The 21,272-nt window shown below is 60.7% G+C and carries 14 protein-coding genes; 7 read left to right on the top strand and 7 right to left on the bottom strand.

Annotated features, from left to right (window positions below; genetic code table 11):
• Positions 1-481: 481 nt before the first annotated feature.
• Positions 482-1,845, bottom strand: a protein-coding gene (locus ATN00_RS18785) for an IS3 family transposase (protein WP_373886176.1) whose coding sequence is annotated in 2 segments (ribosomal slippage) — positions 482-1,495 and positions 1,498-1,845 — 1,362 coding nt in all. Because the reading frame shifts where the segments join, the coding sequence is not laid out codon by codon here.
• Positions 1,846-2,059: 214 nt separating this feature from the next.
• Here ATN00_RS18785 and ATN00_RS18775 point away from each other — a divergent pair.
• Positions 2,060-2,485 carry a hypothetical protein gene (locus ATN00_RS18775; RefSeq protein WP_062067658.1) on the top strand — a complete coding sequence of 142 codons (426 nt, stop codon included), beginning with the start codon at positions 2,060-2,062 and terminating at the stop codon, positions 2,483-2,485.
• Between the two features lie 576 nt (positions 2,486-3,061).
• Here ATN00_RS18775 and ATN00_RS18770 read toward each other — a convergent pair.
• Positions 3,062-3,751 carry a TetR/AcrR family transcriptional regulator gene (locus tag ATN00_RS18770; RefSeq protein ID WP_082635259.1) on the bottom strand — a complete coding sequence of 230 codons (690 nt, stop codon included), beginning with the start codon at positions 3,749-3,751 and terminating at the stop codon, positions 3,062-3,064.
• 167 nt (positions 3,752-3,918) lie between these two features.
• Here ATN00_RS18770 and ATN00_RS18765 point away from each other — a divergent pair, with 167 nt between their 5' ends.
• The 3 genes from ATN00_RS18765 to ATN00_RS18755 all read left to right on the top strand — a co-directional run bounded on the left by ATN00_RS18765 (position 3,919) and on the right by ATN00_RS18755 (position 7,914).
• Complete coding sequence (locus ATN00_RS18765; protein ID WP_062067641.1) at positions 3,919-4,347, top strand: nuclear transport factor 2 family protein; 429 nt, start codon at positions 3,919-3,921, stop codon at positions 4,345-4,347.
• 83 nt (positions 4,348-4,430) lie between these two features.
• Entirely contained in the window at positions 4,431-6,572 is a 2,142-nt protein-coding gene (locus tag ATN00_RS18760) for a TonB-dependent receptor (RefSeq protein WP_082635258.1), read from the top strand.
• A gap of 4 nt (positions 6,573-6,576) precedes the next feature.
• Positions 6,577-7,914: a phosphotransferase gene (locus ATN00_RS18755; protein ID WP_062067633.1), complete on the top strand. Its 1,338-nt coding sequence runs from the start codon at positions 6,577-6,579 to the stop codon at positions 7,912-7,914.
• A 703-nt stretch (positions 7,915-8,617) separates the two neighbouring features.
• Here ATN00_RS18755 and ATN00_RS18750 read toward each other — a convergent pair.
• From ATN00_RS18750 to ATN00_RS18740, 3 genes are read right to left on the bottom strand one after another with little or no spacing between them, the layout of a single operon-like run.
• A complete protein-coding gene (locus ATN00_RS18750) occupies positions 8,618-11,707 on the bottom strand; it encodes an efflux RND transporter permease subunit (protein WP_062067630.1) in 3,090 nt (1,029 codons plus the stop codon).
• Positions 11,704-12,786, bottom strand: a complete 1,083-nt coding sequence (locus tag ATN00_RS18745; protein WP_062067627.1) for an efflux RND transporter periplasmic adaptor subunit — start codon at positions 12,784-12,786, stop codon at positions 11,704-11,706. The genes ATN00_RS18750 and ATN00_RS18745 overlap by 4 nt, the downstream gene beginning before the upstream one ends.
• On the bottom strand, positions 12,786-14,198 hold the full coding sequence (locus ATN00_RS18740) for an efflux transporter outer membrane subunit (protein WP_062067624.1): 1,413 nt from the start codon (positions 14,196-14,198) through the stop codon (positions 12,786-12,788). Before ATN00_RS18740 ends, ATN00_RS18745 begins: the two co-directional genes overlap by 1 nt.
• 145 nt (positions 14,199-14,343) lie before the next feature.
• Here ATN00_RS18740 and ATN00_RS18735 point away from each other — a divergent pair, with 145 nt between their 5' ends.
• The 3 genes from ATN00_RS18735 (at position 14,344) to ATN00_RS24045 (ending at position 17,412) form a co-directional block, all read left to right on the top strand.
• Positions 14,344-14,949, top strand: a complete 606-nt coding sequence (locus ATN00_RS18735; RefSeq protein ID WP_062067621.1) for a TetR/AcrR family transcriptional regulator — start codon at positions 14,344-14,346, stop codon at positions 14,947-14,949.
• Between the two features lie 224 nt (positions 14,950-15,173).
• The gene (locus tag ATN00_RS18730) at positions 15,174-15,860 is read left to right on the top strand and encodes a TetR/AcrR family transcriptional regulator (RefSeq protein WP_062067618.1); all 687 of its coding nucleotides are present in this window, start codon (positions 15,174-15,176) and stop codon (positions 15,858-15,860) included.
• A gap of 244 nt (positions 15,861-16,104) precedes the next feature.
• Complete coding sequence (locus ATN00_RS24045; RefSeq protein ID WP_231746333.1) at positions 16,105-17,412, top strand: GntR family transcriptional regulator; 1,308 nt, start codon at positions 16,105-16,107, stop codon at positions 17,410-17,412.
• Between the two features lie 19 nt (positions 17,413-17,431).
• Here ATN00_RS24045 and ATN00_RS18720 read toward each other — a convergent pair whose 3' ends face one another.
• Together ATN00_RS18720 and ATN00_RS18715 are read right to left on the bottom strand one after the other, a co-directional pair.
• Positions 17,432-18,625, bottom strand: a complete 1,194-nt coding sequence (locus ATN00_RS18720; protein WP_197413626.1) for an MFS transporter — start codon at positions 18,623-18,625, stop codon at positions 17,432-17,434.
• A gap of 34 nt (positions 18,626-18,659) precedes the next feature.
• A complete protein-coding gene (locus tag ATN00_RS18715; protein ID WP_197413625.1) occupies positions 18,660-20,759 on the bottom strand; it encodes a PKD domain-containing protein in 2,100 nt (699 codons plus the stop codon).
• Between the last annotated feature and the right edge of the window lie 513 nt (positions 20,760-21,272).

The raw sequence follows: 21,272 nt of genomic DNA, 5'->3' as shown, positions 1-21,272 counted from the left end.
CGAGATTCAACGATAGCGTATTTGCAACCGGCGATAGCGAAGATCGTCGTGTCAGCTCGACAACTGTCCTAGTCTAGCCCGACACCTCATCCGATTGACCCACTCAATGGGCCCTGCCTCGCGGCCAGGATCGGAAATAAAAAGGTGCAATGTGGAGACAAATTGATGACATCCGCCAAATCCTGGGCACTCGCCACTAGTACGCTCGTTCTGATCACCACCGCTATTCCTGCCACGGCGCAAGACACGGTCGACCAGTCTTCGGCTCGTGCCGGAACGGAAGATATCGTCGTGACGGCTCGACGCCGCGAAGAATCGCGCCGATCGGTGCCAGTGTCGATCACCGCCCTGTCCGCGGAAGCGCTCGAACAGAAATCGGTGCAGGATCTCAGCGACGTCGCCACGCTTGTCCGTCGTCAGAACATTCGGCACAACTCGCGGCGTAGATTAGCGGAGTGCGGACCTCGTCAGGGGGTTGATGTTAGGCGGCGAACTTGCGGTGCTGCAAGCGCCGATGTTCGATGGTCTGTCGCTTGATCCTTTCGCGCAGTTTGATGATTGCCGGAGCCCTGCCGAAGTAGGCGTCGGCAGGCGTCACGTTGGCCAGGCTCTCGTGGTATCGCTGGTGATTGTAGTGCTCGACGAAGGCCTCGATGTGGGCTTCGAGGTCGCCGGGCAGGAAGTAGTTTTCCAGCAAGATGCGGTTTTTCAGGGTCTGGTGCCAGCGCTCGATCTTGCCCTGGGTTTGGGGATGACACGGGGCGCCGCGGACATGGCTCATCTTCCGGGCCTCGATGTATTCCGCCAGCTCACCCGCGATGTAGCTGGGGCCATTATCGCTGAGTAGCCGGGGTTTGTGCAGCACCGTGGCGCTGTCGCAACCAGAAGCCGCCAGGGCGAGGTCCAGCGTGTCGGTGACGTCCTCGGCTCGCATGTTGGTGCACAGCTTCCAGGCGATGATGTAGCGTGAGAAGTCGTCGAGCACGGTCGACAGATACATCCAGCCCCACCCGATGATCTTGAAGTAGGTGAAGTCGGTCTGCCACATCTCGTTCGGCCGCGTGGTTTTCGTGTGGAACTGATCGGCAGCCTTGATCACGACATAGGCCGGGCTGGTGATCAGGTCGTGGGCCTTCAACAGGCGGTAAACCGTGGATTCCGACACGAAGTAGCGCTGCCCATCGGTGAAGCGCACGGCCAGTTCCCGGGGGCTCAGCTCAGACTGTTCCAGCGCCAGCTCGATGATCTGGTCGTGGATGCCCGCCGGGATGCGGTTCCACACCCGGCTCGGCGCCGATGGCCGATCTTCCAACGCCTCCGGCCCGCCTTCGAGGTAGCGATCATACCAGCGGTAGAATGTCCGACGAGGGATGCCGAGTTGGTCCAGCGTGCGCTTGGCCGACAGGTGCGACTGCTCGACGGTTCTGATGATCTCGAGCTTCTCGGATGCGGGATACCTCATTCGTCGTTGCCCCCATCCGCGACCATGCTTTTTTTGAGCAGACGGTTTTCCAGTGTCAGATCGGCCACGCATTCCTTCAGGGCCCGGGCTTCGCGGCGCAGGTCCTGGACCTCTCCGGTGGTCGCGGCACGGGCGGTGTCGCCGGCCAGGCGGCGCTTGCCAGCTTCCATGAACTCCTTCGACCAGGTGTAATACAGGCTCTGGGCAATGCCTTCCTTGCGGCATAGCTCGGCGATGCTGTCTTCCCCGCGCAGGCCATCCAGCACGATGCGGATCTTGTCCTCGGCCGAAAAGTGGCGCCGGGTCTGTCGGCGGATGTCCTTCACTACCCGCTCTGCTGGGGCCTTGGCGGGCGATTTTACATTGGAGGATCTGGGCTTCATCTTCGTTCCTTCGTCACTACGACGAAGCCCAGATCCTCCTTAAATCACAACCTCAAATCTGTGCCATCGGTGCTGACGGCGGACAGGCCATGTCCAGGCGGGCTATGGCAATCTGGACTATAAGGAGCTGGAAGGGGCGCTCAACATACCACTCGCCAAGGAGGTCGCCGCGCTACGCGTCGCGGCGCAATATCGCAACCGCCGCACGAAGAATTTGACGCCCGGCAATCCTGACCTCGACGACATCAACCAATTCAGCTTTCGCGCGTCGCTGCAGCTTCAACCCACAGAAAATCTCAGTAATATCTTGATCTTAGACTATTTTCGCGTACGCGAGCAGCCCGCCGCCGAAGTGCCCTATCGCTACAATGTCGGTGTGCTAACGGCGATATTAGCTGGCGGCTTCAGTCTTACGCCGGCGGATGCAGCAACCTATGAGGTGGATCTTGCAAGCTTGGCCGCGCAACAAAGGGCCAATGGTCCATTCAAGGTGACAAACGATCTGGCCAATGACGGCAGTAGATTAAAGGTTGCGGCGGATCGCCAGGTCTGGGGTATCACCAACATCACCAGTCTCGACGGCGCAACCAGCCGTCGATCATCTTCAACAGATCTTCCCAGTTCGGGAATGTCCTTGTAGGCGAGGTCGTGGGAGCGATACTGCGCCGGTCAACATGGCCAAGGGCTAGCACATGCCTATTCCAAAAAACCTGAGCACGGCCGATCTGATTGAACAGTCCGATTATGAACGTTTATATCGCATCGAGCCGAGCGGTCAGAGGGACGCCACTCATCCTTTCCATATAAACGTCGGCGGCCTTTTTTCGTCCATCTGCCTGGACGATTCGTGTTTTACGAGGTTTTCTGAAGGCTTCCAACCGAAGAGGCTTTGTCGCGGTGCGGCGTGGCCATATTGTCCCTGTCTGGCAAGAGCGACAGCGAAGTTGGGTGTTGCTGCTGGACCTCGCTGATCTCGCACTGGACGCGCGTGATGCCGCAGGCTCGATAGAACAGGTTAGCAAAGGCCTTGCTTAAAGAGCGGATCAATACTGATGAAGATCGAGCAATCTCGGTCGAGGCAGCGGGCGAAGTTCGCATGTTATTCGAGGCAAACGCTCAGAGTTGCCCGCGCGCGGTATCTGCCTCAACAAGACTTTCGGCATCGATGAAAGAATGAGGGCATATATTTAAATGTAAACGGGTGACGATGAACGACCTATTGAACCGCGCGCCATCCTGCAATCAGGACATCGAACGTCCCGGCCATCACCGCGCGCCGTTCAGGCAGATCTTTGTGCACGCTACCTTCAGGTAACGAGACTGCGCCCGTGATGACCGCCATCACGCTCGCGGTGGCCATTTCCGCCGGGACCGCGCTGCAGCCGATATCAGCGAAGAAGGCCTGGATAGCAGTCTCATACAAGGCATGGACGCGCGCCGCTGCCGGTGACATGTCGCGGATTCGTGCCGGCACCCCGTCCGGCTGGGGCGAGCGCGCCCATAGCAGCGTCAGCATATTCATGCCGAACACATTCGCCTGTTCACACGCATAGGTGAAGCCTGCGTCGGCGACCGCGCGAAGCCGCGCTTCAGGATCGGCATGCGTATCGAATACGGCCTGCAGGCGTTCGACATAATCGTCGAGTTCGGCGTCCCGGATGGCGAGGAACAGTGACGCGCGGTTCGGGAAATAACGATAGATCACCCCTGCGGAATAATGCGCGTGTTTGGCGATCATGCGCAGGGAAACGGGCGTCTCACCTTCCTGCGCGATGAGTTCGCGGCCCGTTTCGATCAACTTAGTGCGGACGAGATCCTTCGCTTCGGAGGTTCGTGCGCGTCTTCCCCGGCGAGGCTGCGAGGCGTTTTCCCCGGACTTGGCGGGGGGAGATGGAAGTTTGGACATAGCGCAACCTTGGCAAGCGAATCGAAGATGAGAATTAGGCTCTCCATCGCGACGAGGCAAATCGACGAACGCGCGGATTTTATTTGCGTAAACGCTGTTATCATAATAAGTGAACACCGGTCACATAATATGCTAACGGCCGAACCGGCGATTCGAAGGGAAATATTATGAGCGCGTCAAACGAAGCGGCGGTGCTGGCCTATTTGAAGATTTTCCACGAAGGCAACCCTCCCGATATCGGGACGCTCAAGCGCTATCTCGCACCTCACGCGGTTTATTGGCCGCTAGTGCCATCGGCGGCGCCGATCCACGGTGCCGACGCGATCTGTGCAGGGATCGTGCGGCAGTTCGGCATGTATCGCGATTGTACCTGCGAGGTGCATGCCATCGGATCGGGCGGCAATCACGTATTCACCGAGCGCACCGATCACGTCGTCCTCCACCATGACGACAGGACAGTAAGTGCGCGGCTGTCGGCGGTGTTTGAGCTCGATGGCGATGGGCTGATCATATCATGGCGGGAATATTGGGATTCAGAGGAGATCGTTCGCCAGATGGGCGTCACCCGGATGGAGATGGAGGCGTCGATCGGCTGATCGCTTCACCAAAGACGGTTTGAGATGAAGCGTCGCACGACCAGTCCGAAGGCTGACGATGCGGCGCATACAGGAGAGGATGTATGAATACCCGACACGGCCTGTGCACCTGTGCAGCAATGATTACCGTGGTTGCCGCGATGTCCCCGGGGATCGGGCTTGCTCAAGAAGGCCAGCCCGAAACGATGGCGGAAACCAGGGTTCAGGATATCGTCGTGACCGCGCGTCGCACATCCGAGAAGTTGCAGATCACGCCGCTTGCGGTGACCGCACTTACCTCGGACGCGCTTGTGCGTCAGCAGATCGTAGACGTGACCGCAATCCAGCAGGCCGCACCCAGCCTGTCGATGGCGCAAAGCCATTCAGGCGTCGCAATTACGTTGCGCGGCCAGGTTCAGTCGAATAGCGATGGCAGCGTCGACCAGTCGGTTGGTCTCTATGTCGATGGTGTGTACATCGCGCGGCAAATTGCGGCCGGGTTCGATCTGATCGACATCAACCAGGTCGAAGTGTTGCGCGGTCCTCAGGGCACGTTATTCGGCCGTAATACGACCGGCGGCGCAGTTAGTATCACCACCAACAAACCGACCGACATCTTCGAAGGCCTGGTCAAGGCGGGTATCGGCAATTACGAGAGCCGGGAAGTAATGGGTCTGCTCAACGTACCGATCGTGGATGGCGCGGTCGCGGCGCGGATCGTCTATCGTCACGCGGAGAATAACGGGTTCGGGCGCAACATCAATCTTGGCCGCCGCGTCGGCGATGACAACACGGACTATGTGCGTGGCTCGCTGAAGATTGCGCCGTCGGACGGGTGGTCGCTCATCATCGTTGGCGATTATTTCGATCGCGACAATAACGGCCCGCTTGAGCATCTGCTGGCCTATGACCCAACCCTGCTCGGCAATCAGGATGCGGTTCTCGACAGCCCGTTTTACACCACCTCATCGGATCTCAGGAGCTATGCGCGCCTCAAATCCTGGGGAACAAGCGCGACATTGGAAGTCCCGTTGGGTAACGTGACGTTCAAGACGATCACCGGCTATCGTGGTTACAAACTTAACACGCTCGACGATTTCGATACAACGCCGATCCCGTTCTTCACAAATAATAGCATCGGGCAAATCAAGCAATTCTCGCAGGAGGTGCAAATCTTCGGCAAGAAGGGCGATCTCGGCTGGATCGCCGGACTCTTCTATTTCCATGAATATGGCATCGAACGCTTCAACGTGTTTGGCGGCGCGGTCGATTATAACGGACGGATCGATCACAAGTCATTCGCGCCGTTCGCGCAGATCAACTATGATATGACCCCTGAACTGCGCGTCACCACCGGACTGCGTTACACCCACGATAAGCGCGCCGTGAACACACATAACCTGGCCGGAGGCGTCTGCGCCACCAACCCCGCGCTCGTAACGAACACGGCGACTTGCGAGGCGGATCGCGAGAAATCCCATAATTACTTCTCGTACACGTTGAGCGCCGACTATCGCTTTACCCCATCGCTGTTCGGCTATGCCCGCACCAGCATGGCGCACAAGTCCGGCGGCTTCAATAAGACGACTGCCGATCTGGAAAGCTTCGAGCCAGAGAAGGTGACCGATTATGAGATCGGCGTGAAAGCCGATCTGCTGGATCGGCGGCTTCGCATCAATGCCGCCGCGTTTATCGCCTATTACCGCAATATGCAGCGCCCGATCACATCGGATGCCGCCGGTACGCCTGTCGCGCTCACCCAATCAATTGGCAAGTCGCGTATTCCCGGCGCTGAATTGGAGATTGTCGCGCTGCCCGCGGCCGGCCTCGAACTGTCCGGCACGATTGGTGTGATCGATCCGAAATATGTCGATTTCACGGATGCTACCGGCGACCGTACCGGTGAGCCGTTCACTCAGGTTTCCAACGTTACTTGGAGCATTGCGGGAACCTATTCGCTTCCGACCTCCTACGGGAAATACAGCGTGCACGCCGATTACGGGCATCAGTCGCGCAAATATTTCTTCCCGAACGAGCGGTCGCGCGAGCCCGGATATGGCTTGCTCAACGCCACAATCGGGCTGACGCTCGACGATCCGGGGATCGAACTCATGCTGTGGGGACGCAATCTCACCGGGAAGAAGTATAATTCCTACATCCTTGATTTCTATGCCGCGGCAGGCGTGACTACCGGCTTCCCCGGTCAGGCTCGCACCTATGGCGCATCCGCAACCTACCGGTTCTAAGCCCATGACCGACACATCCGAAGCCACGATCCGCGCCGGCATCGCCCGCTGGGTGGAGAAAAGGCTGAGCGGGACCGTCCGCGACATCGTCCGTCTCGAACGCTGGCGCCCTTCATGGAACGTGGCGGCGGAGACGCCCGTAGGAGAGATCAAGCTCCACTTCCGATCGGATCGCGGCACGGGGCTTGAGACTCGACCGCTACGCGCGGAATATGAAGTCTTGCGCCTCCTTGATGAGGAAGGCGTCCCTGTTCCCAAAATCTATGGCTGGTGCGAGGATCCCGAGGCGATCGTGATGGCCGCGCTCGACGATCATCCGTTCCATGGCGGGGCCGATATCGATCCCGCGCTGCACGCAATGATCGAAGCGTATATGGCGATCCTCGCGCGGATTCATTGCATAGATACGGCTAAGGCCGCGGCGGCCGGCTTGGCGATCCCTAAGACGGCCGAGGATATTGCCCTTGCCTATTTTCGTCTGGCGGATGCCGCCTATCTGAAAGGCAAGGCTGGGCCGGAGCCGATGATCGAGTTTTTCCGCAGCTGGATTACACGCAATGTCCCGATGCATCGCACGCGAGCCGTGCTGCTGGTGGCTGATGCGCCGCAATTCTTCCATGACGGGACGGCGATCACGGCGATCTATGATCTGGAAATGGCGCATGTCGGCGATCCGATGATGGATCTTGCTTCGATCCGCGTCCGCGATATCAACGAGCCGATTGGCGGTATAGCTACCTTGATCGAGGCCTATCGCATCGCATCGGGCGAGCCCATCGACTGGTCGGTGCTCCAATTCCACACCATCGTTTCGTTCATGGCGGTACCGATGATGACCGGCGCGACATTGCGCGGCATGCATCCGCATCCCGCCTTCGTGGAATATCTTTCCTGGGATCTGGGTGCGTCGCGCGCCGCGATCGAAACGCTGGCGGAAGTCCAGGGGATCGCGTTGGATCCGGTCGCGTCACTCACGCCGCAGCTGACACGTCATGGCGAGGCGCTCGCTGATCTGGTTGCCGTCGCAGAAAAGCAGCGTCCGCCAGACGGACTCCTGCGCGAAGACAGGGTGCTATCGCTCGCGCGCTATGCAAAGCGCGCTGACGAGATCGGCCCTGCGATCGATCGTCTGGAGATCGCGGAGATCGCGTCACTGATAGGCCATACCCCCGGATCGATCGAAGAGGCACACGCCGCGCTGGAAGCGTTTGTGCTGGCACAGGGGGAACGGCACGAAGCCGCGCTCATCCGTCTGTTCCATGCTTCCACAATGCGTCGCCTGCAATTGCTGGAGGGCTATCCCGGCCCGATCGTGACACGGGGGCTTGGCAAGGCACGGTGACAAGATAGCGGTTGGAACAGGATCAGGATTCGGCGAACCCAGCCGAGCCAGCCTCGATCCGAAAGCCGTCGGCCATTTTGGCCGGGCCAGCAGATCGGATTCTCGGTTTCGACGACGAGATGCGGGAAGAGCGCATTGAAGAAGTCGCCTGCCGAGCATCGAAATGGAGGTGGAAACGGCTTCCTGCCGCGCAGCTGACCAGACGGGTAACGGAGCTGCCGGCCTGGCTGGCGGTCTCTTCGGTCATATCCGTCGTCGGCCGCATACCCATCCCGCACGATCGTGAGAAATACCGTTGGTGTAATCTCGTCGGCGGGTCGCAACCCGCTACCACAAAACCAAGGAATCATACCTCGGCTTCGTCACTCTCGCTTCAATCAAACTATGGATACCCTTCGTCCACGACGCCTAGTTTGAATATCGCGGTGGCGGAGCGATCGCTTTTGGTCGTTGCTGTTTGCGAATGGTAGGAACTGGGCGTAAATCTGCCCTTATCGTTCAATTTCCGATCATCACACGATGATCAACCAGTTCTCATCTTCATCATCTTGGGTGCACCATTCTCGAACAAGCGAGAGCACTGCTCCACGGTCGCATAGGCACCCGGCGGTTCTTCCATCGCGACGACATTTCGCGCCAAAGAAGATTCGCCTTGTTCCTGGTCGCCGGGATATGCAGCGACGCGCCGGTCCAAAAGGCCGGGTCAGCTTTCGGGGATCGGCGCGTCGTCACCCGGAGCCTTGGGCGTCAGTAATCTGGCTAGGCGGGGCCGCAGGCGCATTTCGATATCATCGAGGATTTCGTAGACGGTCGGCACCAGCAGCAGCGACAGGATGGTCGAACTGATAAGGCCGCCGATTACCGCCACGGCCATGGGCTGGCGGAAATCCGATCCTTCGCCAATGCCGAGCGCCGTCGGCAACATGCCAGCGGCCATGGCGACCGTGGTCATGACGATGGGACGCATGCGTTCCCGACAGGCTTCCACGATCGCGTCACGCTGGGATTGGCCGGCGCGTTCAGCCTCGATTGCGAACTCGACCAGCAGGATCGAATTTTTGGCGGCAAGGCCCAGTAGCATCAGCATGCCGATCAGCACCGGCAGGGTGATGGCGAGCCCCGCGATCTTGAGCGCCAGAAACGCGCCCAGCATCGTCAGCGGAAGCGCGGAAAGAATCGTCACGGGCTTGAAGAAACTGCGGAACAGCAGGACCATCACCGCATAGATGAGCGCGATGCCCGATGCCATGGCGACGATGATGCCGGTGAAAAGCTCGCCCAACGCCTCGGTATCGCCGGTCGGGGTTTCATGCACGCCGGCCGGTATATTCTTGAAGAAGGGCAAGGTGTGAATATCCCGCAGCGCGGTGCCCAGGGTTACGCCGTTCATGTCGGCCTGCACCGAAACTCGCCGTTCGCGGTCGTAGCGGCGGATTTCGCCCGGGCCAGCTTCGAATGACAGGTCGGCGACGTTCGACAGCGCGGTGACGCCGCCGTTTATCGTGGGAACGCGCAGGTTGGCGAGCGTTTCAAGATCGGCACGCGCATCTTCCGGCAAGCGGACGCGGATCGGCAGGCGCTGGCGACCGGCCGAAAATTTGGGGACATTGGCGTCGATGTCACCGATCGTTGCGACCCGCACGGTTTCCGCGATCGCGGCGGAAGAGACGTTCAGCAGGGCGGCGGCGTCGGCCTTGGGACGGATGACCAGTTCGGGTGAAGCCGGCGGCGGCGAGGGGCGCGGCTCGATCAAGGTCGGCAGGGTACGCATTTCGCGCCACAGGCGAAGCTGCGCCGCTTCGAGTGCGGCCGAATCGTCGCCGGTCAGCACGACTTCGATGCCCGCCCGCCCGAATTCGGACTGGGCGGTGATGCGCGCATCCGGAATGCTGCGCAGCATCGGGGCGATGGAGCGCGTGAACTGCTCTGTCGTCATGCTCCGATCGGGATCGAGCAACACGGTGATCGTGCCGGTGCTGACATCGCTCGGCCCGGCCTGCAAGAGGCTGGAACTGGCGACGCCGGTCTGCGCGAACACACGCGTCACCTCCGGCCGGGCCTGGAGCAAGGTGGTGGCCTTCCTGAAGGCCGCATCCATGTCACGCGTGGTGGCGCCGCGTGGTCCTTCGACCGTCAGGTACAGGAAACCCGCATCCCGCACGGGCTGGAAACCCACTTGCATCGTCGCGGCGATGGCGAGGGCGCCGAAAAAGGCGAGGGCGCCCAGGATTACCGAACGCCAGCGGTGGGCTAGCGCCCAGTCCAGCGCCTTTTCATAAAGGGGGTTGATTGGTGGGCGCGGCCTGCTGTGGGCGACCGGTCGCAGGAAATAGGCGGCCATCAGCGGCGTCACGAAGCGTGCGACGAGGAGCGAGAACAGAACCGCGACCGCGACGGTCAGGCCGAATTCGCGGAAGAACTGGCCAACCTGGCTGGACATGAAGGACACAGGCAGGAACACGACGACGATGGTCGCCGTGGTGGCGATGACGGCAAGGCCGATCATGTCGGCGCCGATCAGCGAGGCGCGGTAGGGCGATTCGCCACGTTCTATGCGCTTTTCGATATTTTCGATCTCGACGATCGCATCGTCGACCAGGATGCCGATCACCAGAGTGAGCGCCAGCAGGGTGATGATGTTGAGGCTGAAGCCCATCACCTTCATGACCGCGAAGGTAGGGATCAGCGACAACGGCATCGCCAGCGCGGTGATGACGGTCGCGCGCCAGTTACGCAGGAACAGCAACACGACCAACGCGGCGAGGATCATGCCTTCGATCAGCACATGGACCGTCGCGACATAGCTCATGCGTGTCTGCTTGACCGTCGAGACGATGGTGGTGATCTTGACCTCGGGATGGTCGGCCATCAGCTTCGCAATAGCCTTGTCGACCTCGTCCTCGACGCTGACCTCGCTGGCGTTGGCTGTGCGGCTGACCTGAAATGCGACTGCGGGCCGCCCGTCGAGCCGCGCGAAGGAGCGTTGCTCCGCCGTGCCGTCGGCTACCGTAGCGATATCGTCCAGGCGGACATAACGGCCGGCTGAAACGGGAATCATCATCCCGCGCAGTTCCTCGACCGTCGCGGCCGAACCCAGGACGCGGATTACCTGCTCGCGTCGGCCGATATCGGCGCGGCCGCCGGGATCGTCTCGATTATAGAGCGCAAGCGCACGGTTGACCGCGCTGGCGGTGACGCCATAGGCGGTCAGCCGCTGCGGATCGAGCGTGACGTTTATTTCCCGCGCGACCCCGCCGACGCGCGATACCTGGGCGACCCCCGGCTGCGCCTGTATCGCGCGGGCGATGGTGTCGTCGACGAACCAGGACAATTCGACGTCGCTCATCTTCGGACTGTTGACCGCATAGGTGAGGATCGGCGCATTGGCGACATCGATCCGCCGTGTGCTGGGTGGGTCGATCCCCGCAGGCAGGATGGCGCGGGTCTTTTCCACCGCGGTCCGCACATCGTCGACCGACTTTTGCATGTCGGCCCCGATTTCGAATTCGGCGGTGGTGGTCGACGCACCAAGCACCACGGTCGAACTGATGTGGCGAAGGCCTGAAATGCCCGAAAGACTATCCTCGATCGGGCGCGTGATCTGGGTTTCGATCTCGGCGGGCGCGGCGCCATTCTGGGTGACGGAGATCACCACGAGCGGGAATTCAATGTTCGGCGTTTGCTTGATCGGCAGCACCGCATAGGCGCCGAAGCCCGCAATGGTGAGCGCGATCATCACCAGGACGACCGGGATAGGGTTGCGGATCGCCCAGGCGGAGACCTTGATACTCATTGGGCGGTTCCGGCCAGGCGCGGCGTCACCTTGTCGCCGTCGAGCAGGAAGCCCTGGCTGCCGAGCAGTACGCGGGTGCCCGGCGGCGGCCCGTCGACCAGTTCGATATAGCCGCCGCCGCTGCGGCCGGTCTTGACCGTTCGCGTGGTGACGGTGTTGCCCTTGCCAAGGGTCATCACCGTTGCGCCTGATGCGCCATATTGGACTGCCGCGGTGGGAACCGACGACACAAGCGGGGCCTGCGCCTGACCCAATATCGCCTGAGCGAATCCGCCGGGCCGCAGATCGGGACGTGGCGGCAGCAGGATGCGTGCCCTGCCAAGATTGGTGTCCCGGTTCACCTCTGGACTTACAAGCCTGATCGTCCCGCTAATCCGCGTCGCCGTCGGCAGAACGACATCTGCCGTCTGGCCCGGCCGGATCAGGCCGATCATTCGTTCAGGCACCTCGGCATCCAGTTCGATCAGGTCGCCGCGTGCGATACGGAACATGGGTGTGGAGGGCGAGGATACGTCGCCCGGCCGCACCGACCGTTCGAGAATACGACCGCTGACCGGTGCGCGGACTTCCATTAATCGTGCACGGACCCGTTGTGCATCGAGCAGCGCCTGCGCCTGTGCGACCGCCGCGCGTGCGGATCGGGCGGCCATGCGCCGCCCTTCGATCGCCTCGTCGGAGAGGACGCCGCTGTCGTCAAGTCCGGCGACACGATCGGCATCCTGCTCGGCCTTTTTCGCGGCGACTTCCTTTTGGACGAGGTTGGCCTGCTGTTCGGCGATGTCGGCACGCAACAGGCTGTCATCCAACCGGGCAAGAACCTGGCCGGCACGCACCATGTCGCCCTGATCAACCAGGACGGCCACGACCTGATAACCGGAAAGTTGGCTCGCGACGACGGCTTCCTCACGCGGTACGAGTCGACCGGACACCATGCTGTCGCTTGCGAGCGGCCGCAGCGCCACTGGCGCCACCAGTACGGCGCGGGGCTGCGCGGCTGGCGACTCCGGCACGCTCTTGCTGCATCCAGCAATGGTGATCGGCAACAGCATCGCCAGAGCGGTTGAGGGCAGGCGGCGCATCAGGGCATGTCCTTGTCTGCGGCGCCTGCGGTATCTGGTGTCCAGCCCCCGCCCAGCGCCTTGAATGTATCGACGGTATCGCGAAGCGTCGTGACCTGAAGCCCGGTCAGCGCCGCGAGATTGCCACGCCAGGTCCGTTCGGCGGTCAACAGCGCGGTCAGATCGATGATGCCGACGCGATAACCCTTTTGCTGCGCGCCGAACGCCGCGCGCGCGCGGCCTTCGGCAGTTTGTAGATCCGTCAGCCGTCGCTGATCAGCCGCGAGGGTCGTCAGTCGGTTTTCGGCTTCGCCATAGGCGCGCTGGACCGCAGCCTCATAGGCGATCACCGCCTGTTCGGTGCGGGCATCCTGTGCACGGATCTGGGCGAGCAGGCGACCTCGATCGAGGATCGGCAAGGTAAGTCCGGCGCCAATCGACCAGAGGCTGGTATTATAATCGACCGGTCCTGTATTGCGGGTGGCGGATGCCGTGGGCAGCAGGTTCATGGTAGGATAAAGCGCCAACCGGTCCAGCGTGAGCCGTCCTATGGCCGAGGCGAGCCTGGCTTCCGCCGCCCGTAAATCGGGCCGGCGGACCAGCAATTCGGCGGGCGCCGTCGCCGGAATCGCGGGAGGCGTGCCCAGATCCGCGGCGATAGGAAGCGAATCGAGAGGATCGGCACCGCGACCGACAAGGACGAGCAGGGATCGTCTGGACACGGCCGAGGCGGCATCAAGCGCGGATAAATCCGCCGCAGCCGTGGCCGCGTCGGCGGCAAGCGCGTCGGCATCCGCCCGTGCGCCGATGCCTGCCGCTGCTCGGCGGGCACCCAGATCGGCGAGCCCCCGCAATATGTGTAAAGTGTCGCGCGCCTGCTGTATGCGTACAGCCAGACCGCGCGCTTCGAAAAGGTTGAGCGCGACATCGGCGGCAAGGCTTTGGCGGGACGCCTCATAGTCGAATTGGGCCGCCTGAACATCGGCCTGTGCCATGCGCGCGGTGGCGGCGCGCCGTCCGAACAGATCGATTTCCCAACTGGGGCTGAAGCCCCCGGCGAGCGTGGTCGAATCGCCTGCGCCAAGCTGGACTCCGGCCCCCGGTAAAGAGCCGATACCGCTGATCTCCTGATGCTGCCCTTTGGCCGAGGCCGTAAGCGAGCCTTGCGGATCGAAGGCTGCCAGGGCGCGACTGCGTTCTGCCCGCGCTTCTGCGAGCACGGCGAGCGCACGGCGTGCGTCCGGCGCGGCGATCAGGGCTGCATCGATTAGCTGAGAAAGCTGGGCATCGCCGAACAAGGTCCACCAGCGGTCGAGCGCAAATGGGGCGGCGTTGGAAGCCGCAGGCCTTTCATAGGCAGGTGGCAGGGCGATGGCGGGCGTGCGGACGGGATGCACCGCGCATCCGCCAAGGGCCGACGCCGTCAGGACCATCACGATGAGGCCCCTCCGACCGACGCGCGGGGGCAATACAGGACAAAACAGCACATCAACCCCCGCGGTTGTAAACAGGTGTTTATTTGACCTGTGTGCAGAGGAGTGTCAACACTCGTTTACTCATGAACGGGACGATGGGCCAATGACCGATGCTATGATGCAGGAAGAGGGCAAGCGGACACGCGACGCCGCAGCGACGCGCGACGCCATTTTGGCGGCGGCATGCGAATGTTTCGTCGCCAATGATTATGAGCATGTCGGCCTGCGTGAGATTGCCGCGAAGGCCGGGGTCACCGCTGCGTTGATCAACCGCTATTTCGGTACCAAGGAAATGCTGTTCCGCACCGTGCTGGAAACACGGCCGGTCGATGCGGAGGCCAGTGATTCCTCGCTGCAGGCTTTGATGACGGATCGTGACAATTTCGGTATGCATCTTGCGCGCCGAGTGCTGAACGCGCGACGCAATAAAGCCAATTTCGCGTTCGATCCGATGCTGGTGGTGTTGCGCTCGGCGGGCCAGCCAGCCGCCCAGGCGGTTCTGCGCGAGCGCATGACGCTGTGGCTGACTCCGCTTGCCCGCGAACTGGGTGGTTGCGATGCGGCGATCCGGGCCGAGATGATTTTGGCAATCCTTGTGGGTTTCGACCTGCTGCGTAACGTCATCCTCATGCCGGGATTTGCCGAGGGTGACGAAGAGCTTCTGGTCAAGCGCCTGGGCGCCGCGCTGCAGGCGCAGTTGGACGATTGAAGCGGGAACAAGCTGAAACGGCGATTTAAAAGACGGCTTCCCTACGGAGAACCGGGCAATTATTTTCGTCCCGTTTCGCTAAGGAGCAGGATTGGACAAAGACGTCAGTGGGCCAGGCGAAAGCGGGATGCTGTAGCAATCTTGCCAAAGCAAGGTGCCGTCCTTAGGCTTTAGCAATCGGCGGATCTCGATAATAAAAGCCGGGGGAGGAGAGTTTCTGACATATGTCTGACAAGAAGGTGCATTCGGTCAAACGAGCTGTAGAGGTCGCCGCAAGGGCTTTCGCATTTCGAAAATTCAATGAAGTCACCGTTGCTGAGATTTCCCAAGCGGCGCAATGCTCCACGACCACCATCTATGCCATCTTCGGGAACAAGGAGGGGCTGTTTCTGGAAGCGATGACTCATCTGCTTCAAACCCAGGTGCCCGAAGTCAGACTCAATAACCGATCGGCGCTTTGCAGACTTGTCAGTTTTGCAGAAGCGCGGGTCCGGAGTCTGTCCAGCCCGGTCGTGCGCGGCGCGGTTCGCGCCATTTCAGGTCAGATAGACACCGCCCGGACGCTGGTCGATCATCTGGCAGAGCAGCAATGTGGCAAAGTGATAGCGATTCTGGAACCACAGATTGATGCGTGCGTGCAGCACAATCTGCTCCGGCCGCTGGGCAGCGATAATTTGGCATATGCGATCATGGCCGTGACGGCCTATGAACCGATCGTTTTCGGCATGTTGTATGGCAATGACCAATCTGTCGATATCACCGGCGTATTACGCAAGGCATTTACGCCACTTGTCACGCCAAGCGGCGAAGTGATGCTGAACCAATTGCTGGATGAAGGCCCGGCCTATGGTGTCCTTAGCTTGGCGTCACGCAATCCTCCTCAACATTATCAATCTACCGGCAGGGCCTGAAAAGCGGTTTCGGTGGGAATTGGGCTTTGCTGGAACAGGGCTTGATCCAGTGACTTAATGCGAGCGCCTATATGCGTAATTGCCGAAACACTGGCTGGAACTTAAAGCGCACTGTCGCTTGAGTTTCGCACACTTTCAGACTCCCCCATTGATTCTCCGATCTACTTGACACACTCTGTTGCCAGCAATCCGACGACAGACATCTTCAGAATGTCGGGCAAGGTCGGCAATGCGGAGGGTGAGGATGGCTAATATGCCAGTCCAGATCGATTGGTCTGAACTTTATTCGGACTTGATGTCCGACAGGGAGACAAAGCGCGGAATCGCGGCTGCGCGGCTGCTGGAAAGGGATATCCGACTGAACGGCTGGTTGGTCGGGCGGGTATTTGCGGATCGGCCGGAACTGGCGAAACGTTATGGACTCGGCCGAAGGACGCTGGTGGAAGCCGTCCGCCTGCTGGAGGACCGGGGAATTGCGCGAATGCGTAGAGGCCCTGGCGGTGGTTTGATCGTTCTTGAAGTGTGTCGCAGCCGTTCGTTGAAGTTGCTGAACGAGCATTTCGTTGCGGCAGGAACGACGGTGGCGCACATCCGGGAAGCGCGGCTCGTTATCCGCATTATCGCGGATTATCTCCGTCTTCATCGCCGGGGTCCGGCAGCGCTTGAAGTCTTCAACGGTTATTTCACGCGCGGATTGGCAACGACGCGCCGTGAGGATCCACTTGCAAATATTGTCGCCGCTGGCGCCATTCAGGACCCCGCACCGCCGGGCGATCCGATCATCGATTTCCTAAACGATTCTCTCGATCGCTTCTCTCGGCTGGTTGCCCTGACCGATGCTCCTGCGGCGAGCGACGAGATGAATATTCGCGTTCCCGCGAACCGGCCGAAGACGAGCCTGGCGAGCCTTGTCGCGAAACGGATCGTCGAGGAGATCAGGAATGGAGATAGTCATGATCTCCAGCGGCTGGGCACCGAGGCTGAGATCGGCGAGCGCATGGGGGTCAGTCGCCAGGTCGTTCGCCAGGCGGTGCGTATTCTCGAATCGCAGGGAACCGTCGAGAGCAGACGCGGTCGAACGCATGGGATATCCGTGACCGATCCAGAGTCCACAGTCGCGGCTGAAGCCGTCGTCGCGCTGTTGTCATCGATGCGGATCGACGAAGCGAATGTTCGGGCGGCATGTTCGGCCATGGGCCGTTTGACCCGGATTCTCGTTGCGGCCAAGGCAGGGCCTGAGCATTTCAAGGAATATGAACGTCTCGTCGATTGCGGTCATACATGGGGCGGAATCAACATGTTTTCCCAGTGGGTCCGCCTCGATTGGGAGATTATCGACAACCCCATCCTGCGTATCTTCGCCCAGGCGCTGACCGGCTGCCAGGTCCGCCTCTCCAACGACGTCTGTGCGGTCCCGATGGAAGGCATGCCGGGGGTACAGCGCGGGCTGGCTGATCATATCGAGGCCGCGAAGAAAGGAGACCTCCTGCTCGCGGACCGGTTGCATGACGAATTGACGATGCTCGTCAGGGCCGCCTTTCACCCGGCATGATAGGTGCCCCCCGTGCTGATCAGCCCGAGGGTTCCGCAGTCTGCAACCGTGTGTTGGGTCGCCCCATCATCATGATCAGGGGAATCGTGAGCAGGGTGATTACGATCGCGGCGTAGAAAACCGGGTCGTAGCTTCCCGTCCGTTCCCTCACCCATGCAGCCAGCGGCGCTGTGACGGAAACGACCGCGAAGAAGGGGACGGCGAGCCCCATCACCCTTCCCACCGATCGCGCGCCAAACAGGCGTGTGAAAAGGACCGCCTGCATGGGCGCCACCGCACCGGACCCCAAACCAACCAGAACCAGAGCCATGTGAAGGCGTGGGAGGCCTGGTTCGTTCGAAAGCAATGCCAGCGCAACCATCTGGATGACTGCCACAACCATCCAAAGCGTCGGCAGCGCCACCTTGTCCGACAGATAGCCACTCAGGACGCGACCAACGATGATGGCAAAGGCGAAGGTCGTTATCAGGAGCGCCGCCGGCTTGAGGCCGACGTTCAGGTCGGCGGCATAGGGCGCGATATTCGGCTGGATGGCTGCGGCGACGGCCAGGAAGGCGAGAACGCTCAACACGGATAGCCAGAATTGCGGGGCGCCGAAGATGCTGCGCGCCGTCAAGCTTTCGGTGCCGCGTGGCGCTCTTGCAACCGCGCCGCCCGCCGGCACCACCAACAGAATGACCGGCAGAAGCACGATGATCGTGAATGCGCCCAGATACAGGTTGGCGCCGCGCCATCCATGATCCGCCAGCAACGCCGCGAAGATATTGGGGATGATCGCCCCGCCGATGGACCCTCCGGTCAATGCGACGCCCAGGGCGAGTCCGCGTCTTTGCTCGAATGCGCGCGTAATCAAGCTGATCGCGATCAGCGATCCGGCAAACACGACCGAGGCTGGAAATATGATCGCGAAGACCAGATAGAGGCTCCACAGATTGGGAGCGACGGACGCGAGGATAAGCCCGCCCCCGAGCGCAGCCACTCCGATCAGCAGCAAGGTTCGCGGCGCGCCATGATCGAGCATGCGGCCGAATATTGCAGACGCCGCGCATGAGGCGATGCCGAAGGCCGCCAATATCCCCAGCACGGCCTTGCGCTCTACGCCGAACTCTGTGGCGACGGGATCCACCCACAGGCCGAAACTATAGGCAACGGCTCCTGTCGACATGGCCTGAATGGCCAGCAGAACGAGGAGGAGGATCCATTTTGACGCCATCGGGCCGCGTCCTTCCTGCACGCGCGTCATGCGCCTAGGATACTATGACACGGGCGGCAGCGAGATTTTCGATGCGTCGCGTCACGGCAGCGCAGTCGCCATCGCGATGGGACGTCACCCGCGCCGTCGGGAAATAGGTTCCGGCTGTGTCAAAGGCGTGCGTGACCATGCTCCGCATCCGTGCATCGGTGCCAGTGACCTCTTCCTTGACCGGATAGGTGCCCTTCCCGTCAAAGTCCCATTCCAGCGCGATGATCGTGCCAGCGCCGGGCGGAACCTCCGCGATCACCTCGAGCGTTATCTTTTCCCCCACAGCCGTCTCAATCCGGGCGGCCCCGTTCGCGGTCACCGCGATGACCGGCTGGATGCCGCCGCGCTCTCCGGCGGATTTCGGCAGGTTGATCTTGCCGTCGGAGAAGGTGAATTGCGTGCTGGCGGGGTCGATGCCCTGCTCCACCCAATCGATTAGATCCTTGAGGCTTTGTTCGACCAGCCCCTGAAAGGTGATCAGCCAGTTCGCGGCCGATCTGTTGGGTTGCATCGGCACCATCATCGGGGGCGTATGCTCGGCATTCTCGGTCCAGCGAATGCGGAAATTCTCCTGGGCGCCCTCCAGCCCCTGCGCCTGTTCGACCGCGCGCTTGTAGGTCAGTCCCTGGGGCGGCCACAGCGACGAATCGTGGGTCGCGTGAATCCACATCAATTTGCCCTCATACTGCCCGCAATAGGGGACTCCCATCAACGGAGAGGCGAGTGGCACGGCATGCTGCGGGTAGATCGGCTTTCCGTCGATCCGCAGGAAATCGCAGATCGGATCGTCGCTGATATGGTGACGATAATAATAGCAGAATGCAAGGAAGGGTCGATTATCGACCCGCACCTTGTCGCCGGCCTTGACGCCGGTCGCGCGGAGCAGGTTCGCCTCACCCCGGCCATCCAGGAAGAAGATGTCGTTCGATTCTCCCATCGCATACAGGCGCCTGCCGGCTGCCTCGCCGGTCTGGACATAGACGCCCGCGCCGCGCCGATACCCGCTGCCGACCCCTTCCAACTGGATCGCCATCGGCAGATCCATGGTCTGATTGAGCATTGCGATGAAAATCGATGGATAGGCCAGAGCCTGCAGTGCTGGATCGGCGAACTCCGTATTTTCCTGCAGATCCCTCGCGGTGAGTACGCGGGCGACCGTTGCCTCCACATCAATCACATCATTTTCGACGAACTGCGGTTCATCATGGCCAAGATAGCCCGGCTCGCTCCAGAACGCCCTGAAATAGTCGGCATCATCCTCAAGAAGCATGTCGGCGATTGAGGTCCAGAGCCAGATTTGGCCGAAGGGCTGGCTGATCATGAATTCGTCGCCGCGGGGAAAGCCCAGGCGGTAGAGATTGGTGAGTTCCTCCCGCTGATGCACATTCAGGCCCGCGCAGGGGTCGCCCGAGCCGCCCGGCGCCATGGCGTCGATGACGCTGCCGATACGGTCTCCCAATAGCCTTTGGACGTTGAACATCAGGCCGAAATGGACGGGCTGTTCGCTCCGTACGCGTGATGTCGTCCCCCAGGGTTCGATATTGCCGCCGCTGTGATAAGGCAGCGCCCCCGTATAGACTCCAGCGCCATATTCGAGGCATCCCGGCGAGCGCCTGCCCCCGCCGCTGCCGCCATAGACATAGCCGTTTGCGGGCGGCGCGCCGTAAATCTGTTCGGCAAGATGGCGCGAGAGCCGCGCGGATTCGATCGCCGCACGGAAGCCATAGAGCGTCGGATCTTCGCCTCCGCGCGGATCGATATCGTCCCCGATATGCCCGCAATTGGATTCGACCATATAGCCGCCCAGCCGAAATGCCATTTCGAGCCCGCCGGAAATTTTCGCGACGGGGCCTTCCCCAAAGATGTTCTCATGCCCGGCGTGGCCACCTTCCATCGGCTGGAACATGCGGCTGCGATAGCCTTCCTCCGACTGGAAATAGAAATTGAAGCGAGTGTCCGTGCCAGCAAATCCGCCATGGACCACACGATGCGACCGCGGTTCGGACCTGTGTTCGTCGCGATCGATGTAGGGTGCGCCGAAATAGCTGTCGGTCAATGCATAGGATGCGAGGTCGAGTGCCCCCCCGATGTTCTTTGTCGTCAAGATATTCTCCTATTTGTCTGGTCCGAGCTGGTTGCGTCGAGATGGCCGCTTTTGTTCATTGCCCGCTATCCCGTCGATAAGCGCCGCACGGCTGAAATTCGTGAATTATGAAGTGATCGAGCGAACAACCCTTCATTCTATCAAATTTTTCAACAGTTATGCCGAAATCCAATGGATGTCGGGCGAGCGCATTCCGTCCATGAATCTGGAAATTCCATCAACCCAAGATGTTTTGTAAGTCATTAATATGGTTGCCTTCCATATTATCTGTTTATGTTCGATAAAATAGTGGTCAAAATTACCAAGAGGCCTGTTCTACTGCCCATGGTTTCTCCTGACACGAATAGTGACCCCTATTTTATTATTGGGCGATTGCTAGAAATCGGGCCAAGCGACGCACCCACTCTGAGCCTCAGAGGCAGAGTCGGTCGCATATAAACGTTCGGAGCCGGCCACGTGCAGGCCGGCAACCGAGCATATCGGGAGAGTAAGATGTCTCGTATGGCCAAAGAA

The organism is Sphingobium baderi (assembly GCF_001456115.1).
GTDB classification, from domain to species: domain Bacteria; phylum Pseudomonadota; class Alphaproteobacteria; order Sphingomonadales; family Sphingomonadaceae; genus Sphingobium; species Sphingobium baderi_A.
Note: the sequence above shows the minus strand (reverse complement) of the source record. Positions and strands in the feature narration are given on the sequence as shown.

Coding starts and splice junctions, on each gene's coding strand:
- ATN00_RS18750 (WP_062067630.1), bottom strand. CDS start 11,707: ATGAGTATCAAGGTCTCCGCCTGGGCGATCCGCAACCCTATCCCGGTC.
- ATN00_RS24045 (WP_231746333.1), top strand. CDS start 16,105: ATGGCTAATATGCCAGTCCAGATCGATTGGTCTGAACTTTATTCGGAC.
- ATN00_RS18730 (WP_062067618.1), top strand. CDS start 15,174: ATGTCTGACAAGAAGGTGCATTCGGTCAAACGAGCTGTAGAGGTCGCC.
- ATN00_RS18735 (WP_062067621.1), top strand. CDS start 14,344: ATGACCGATGCTATGATGCAGGAAGAGGGCAAGCGGACACGCGACGCC.
- ATN00_RS18765 (WP_062067641.1), top strand. CDS start 3,919: ATGAGCGCGTCAAACGAAGCGGCGGTGCTGGCCTATTTGAAGATTTTC.
- ATN00_RS18745 (WP_062067627.1), bottom strand. CDS start 12,786: ATGCGCCGCCTGCCCTCAACCGCTCTGGCGATGCTGTTGCCGATCACC.
- ATN00_RS18760 (WP_082635258.1), top strand. CDS start 4,431: ATGAATACCCGACACGGCCTGTGCACCTGTGCAGCAATGATTACCGTG.
- ATN00_RS18770 (WP_082635259.1), bottom strand. CDS start 3,751: ATGTCCAAACTTCCATCTCCCCCCGCCAAGTCCGGGGAAAACGCCTCG.
- ATN00_RS18755 (WP_062067633.1), top strand. CDS start 6,577: ATGACCGACACATCCGAAGCCACGATCCGCGCCGGCATCGCCCGCTGG.
- ATN00_RS18740 (WP_062067624.1), bottom strand. CDS start 14,198: ATGGTCCTGACGGCGTCGGCCCTTGGCGGATGCGCGGTGCATCCCGTC.
- ATN00_RS18720 (WP_197413626.1), bottom strand. CDS start 18,625: ATGGCGTCAAAATGGATCCTCCTCCTCGTTCTGCTGGCCATTCAGGCC.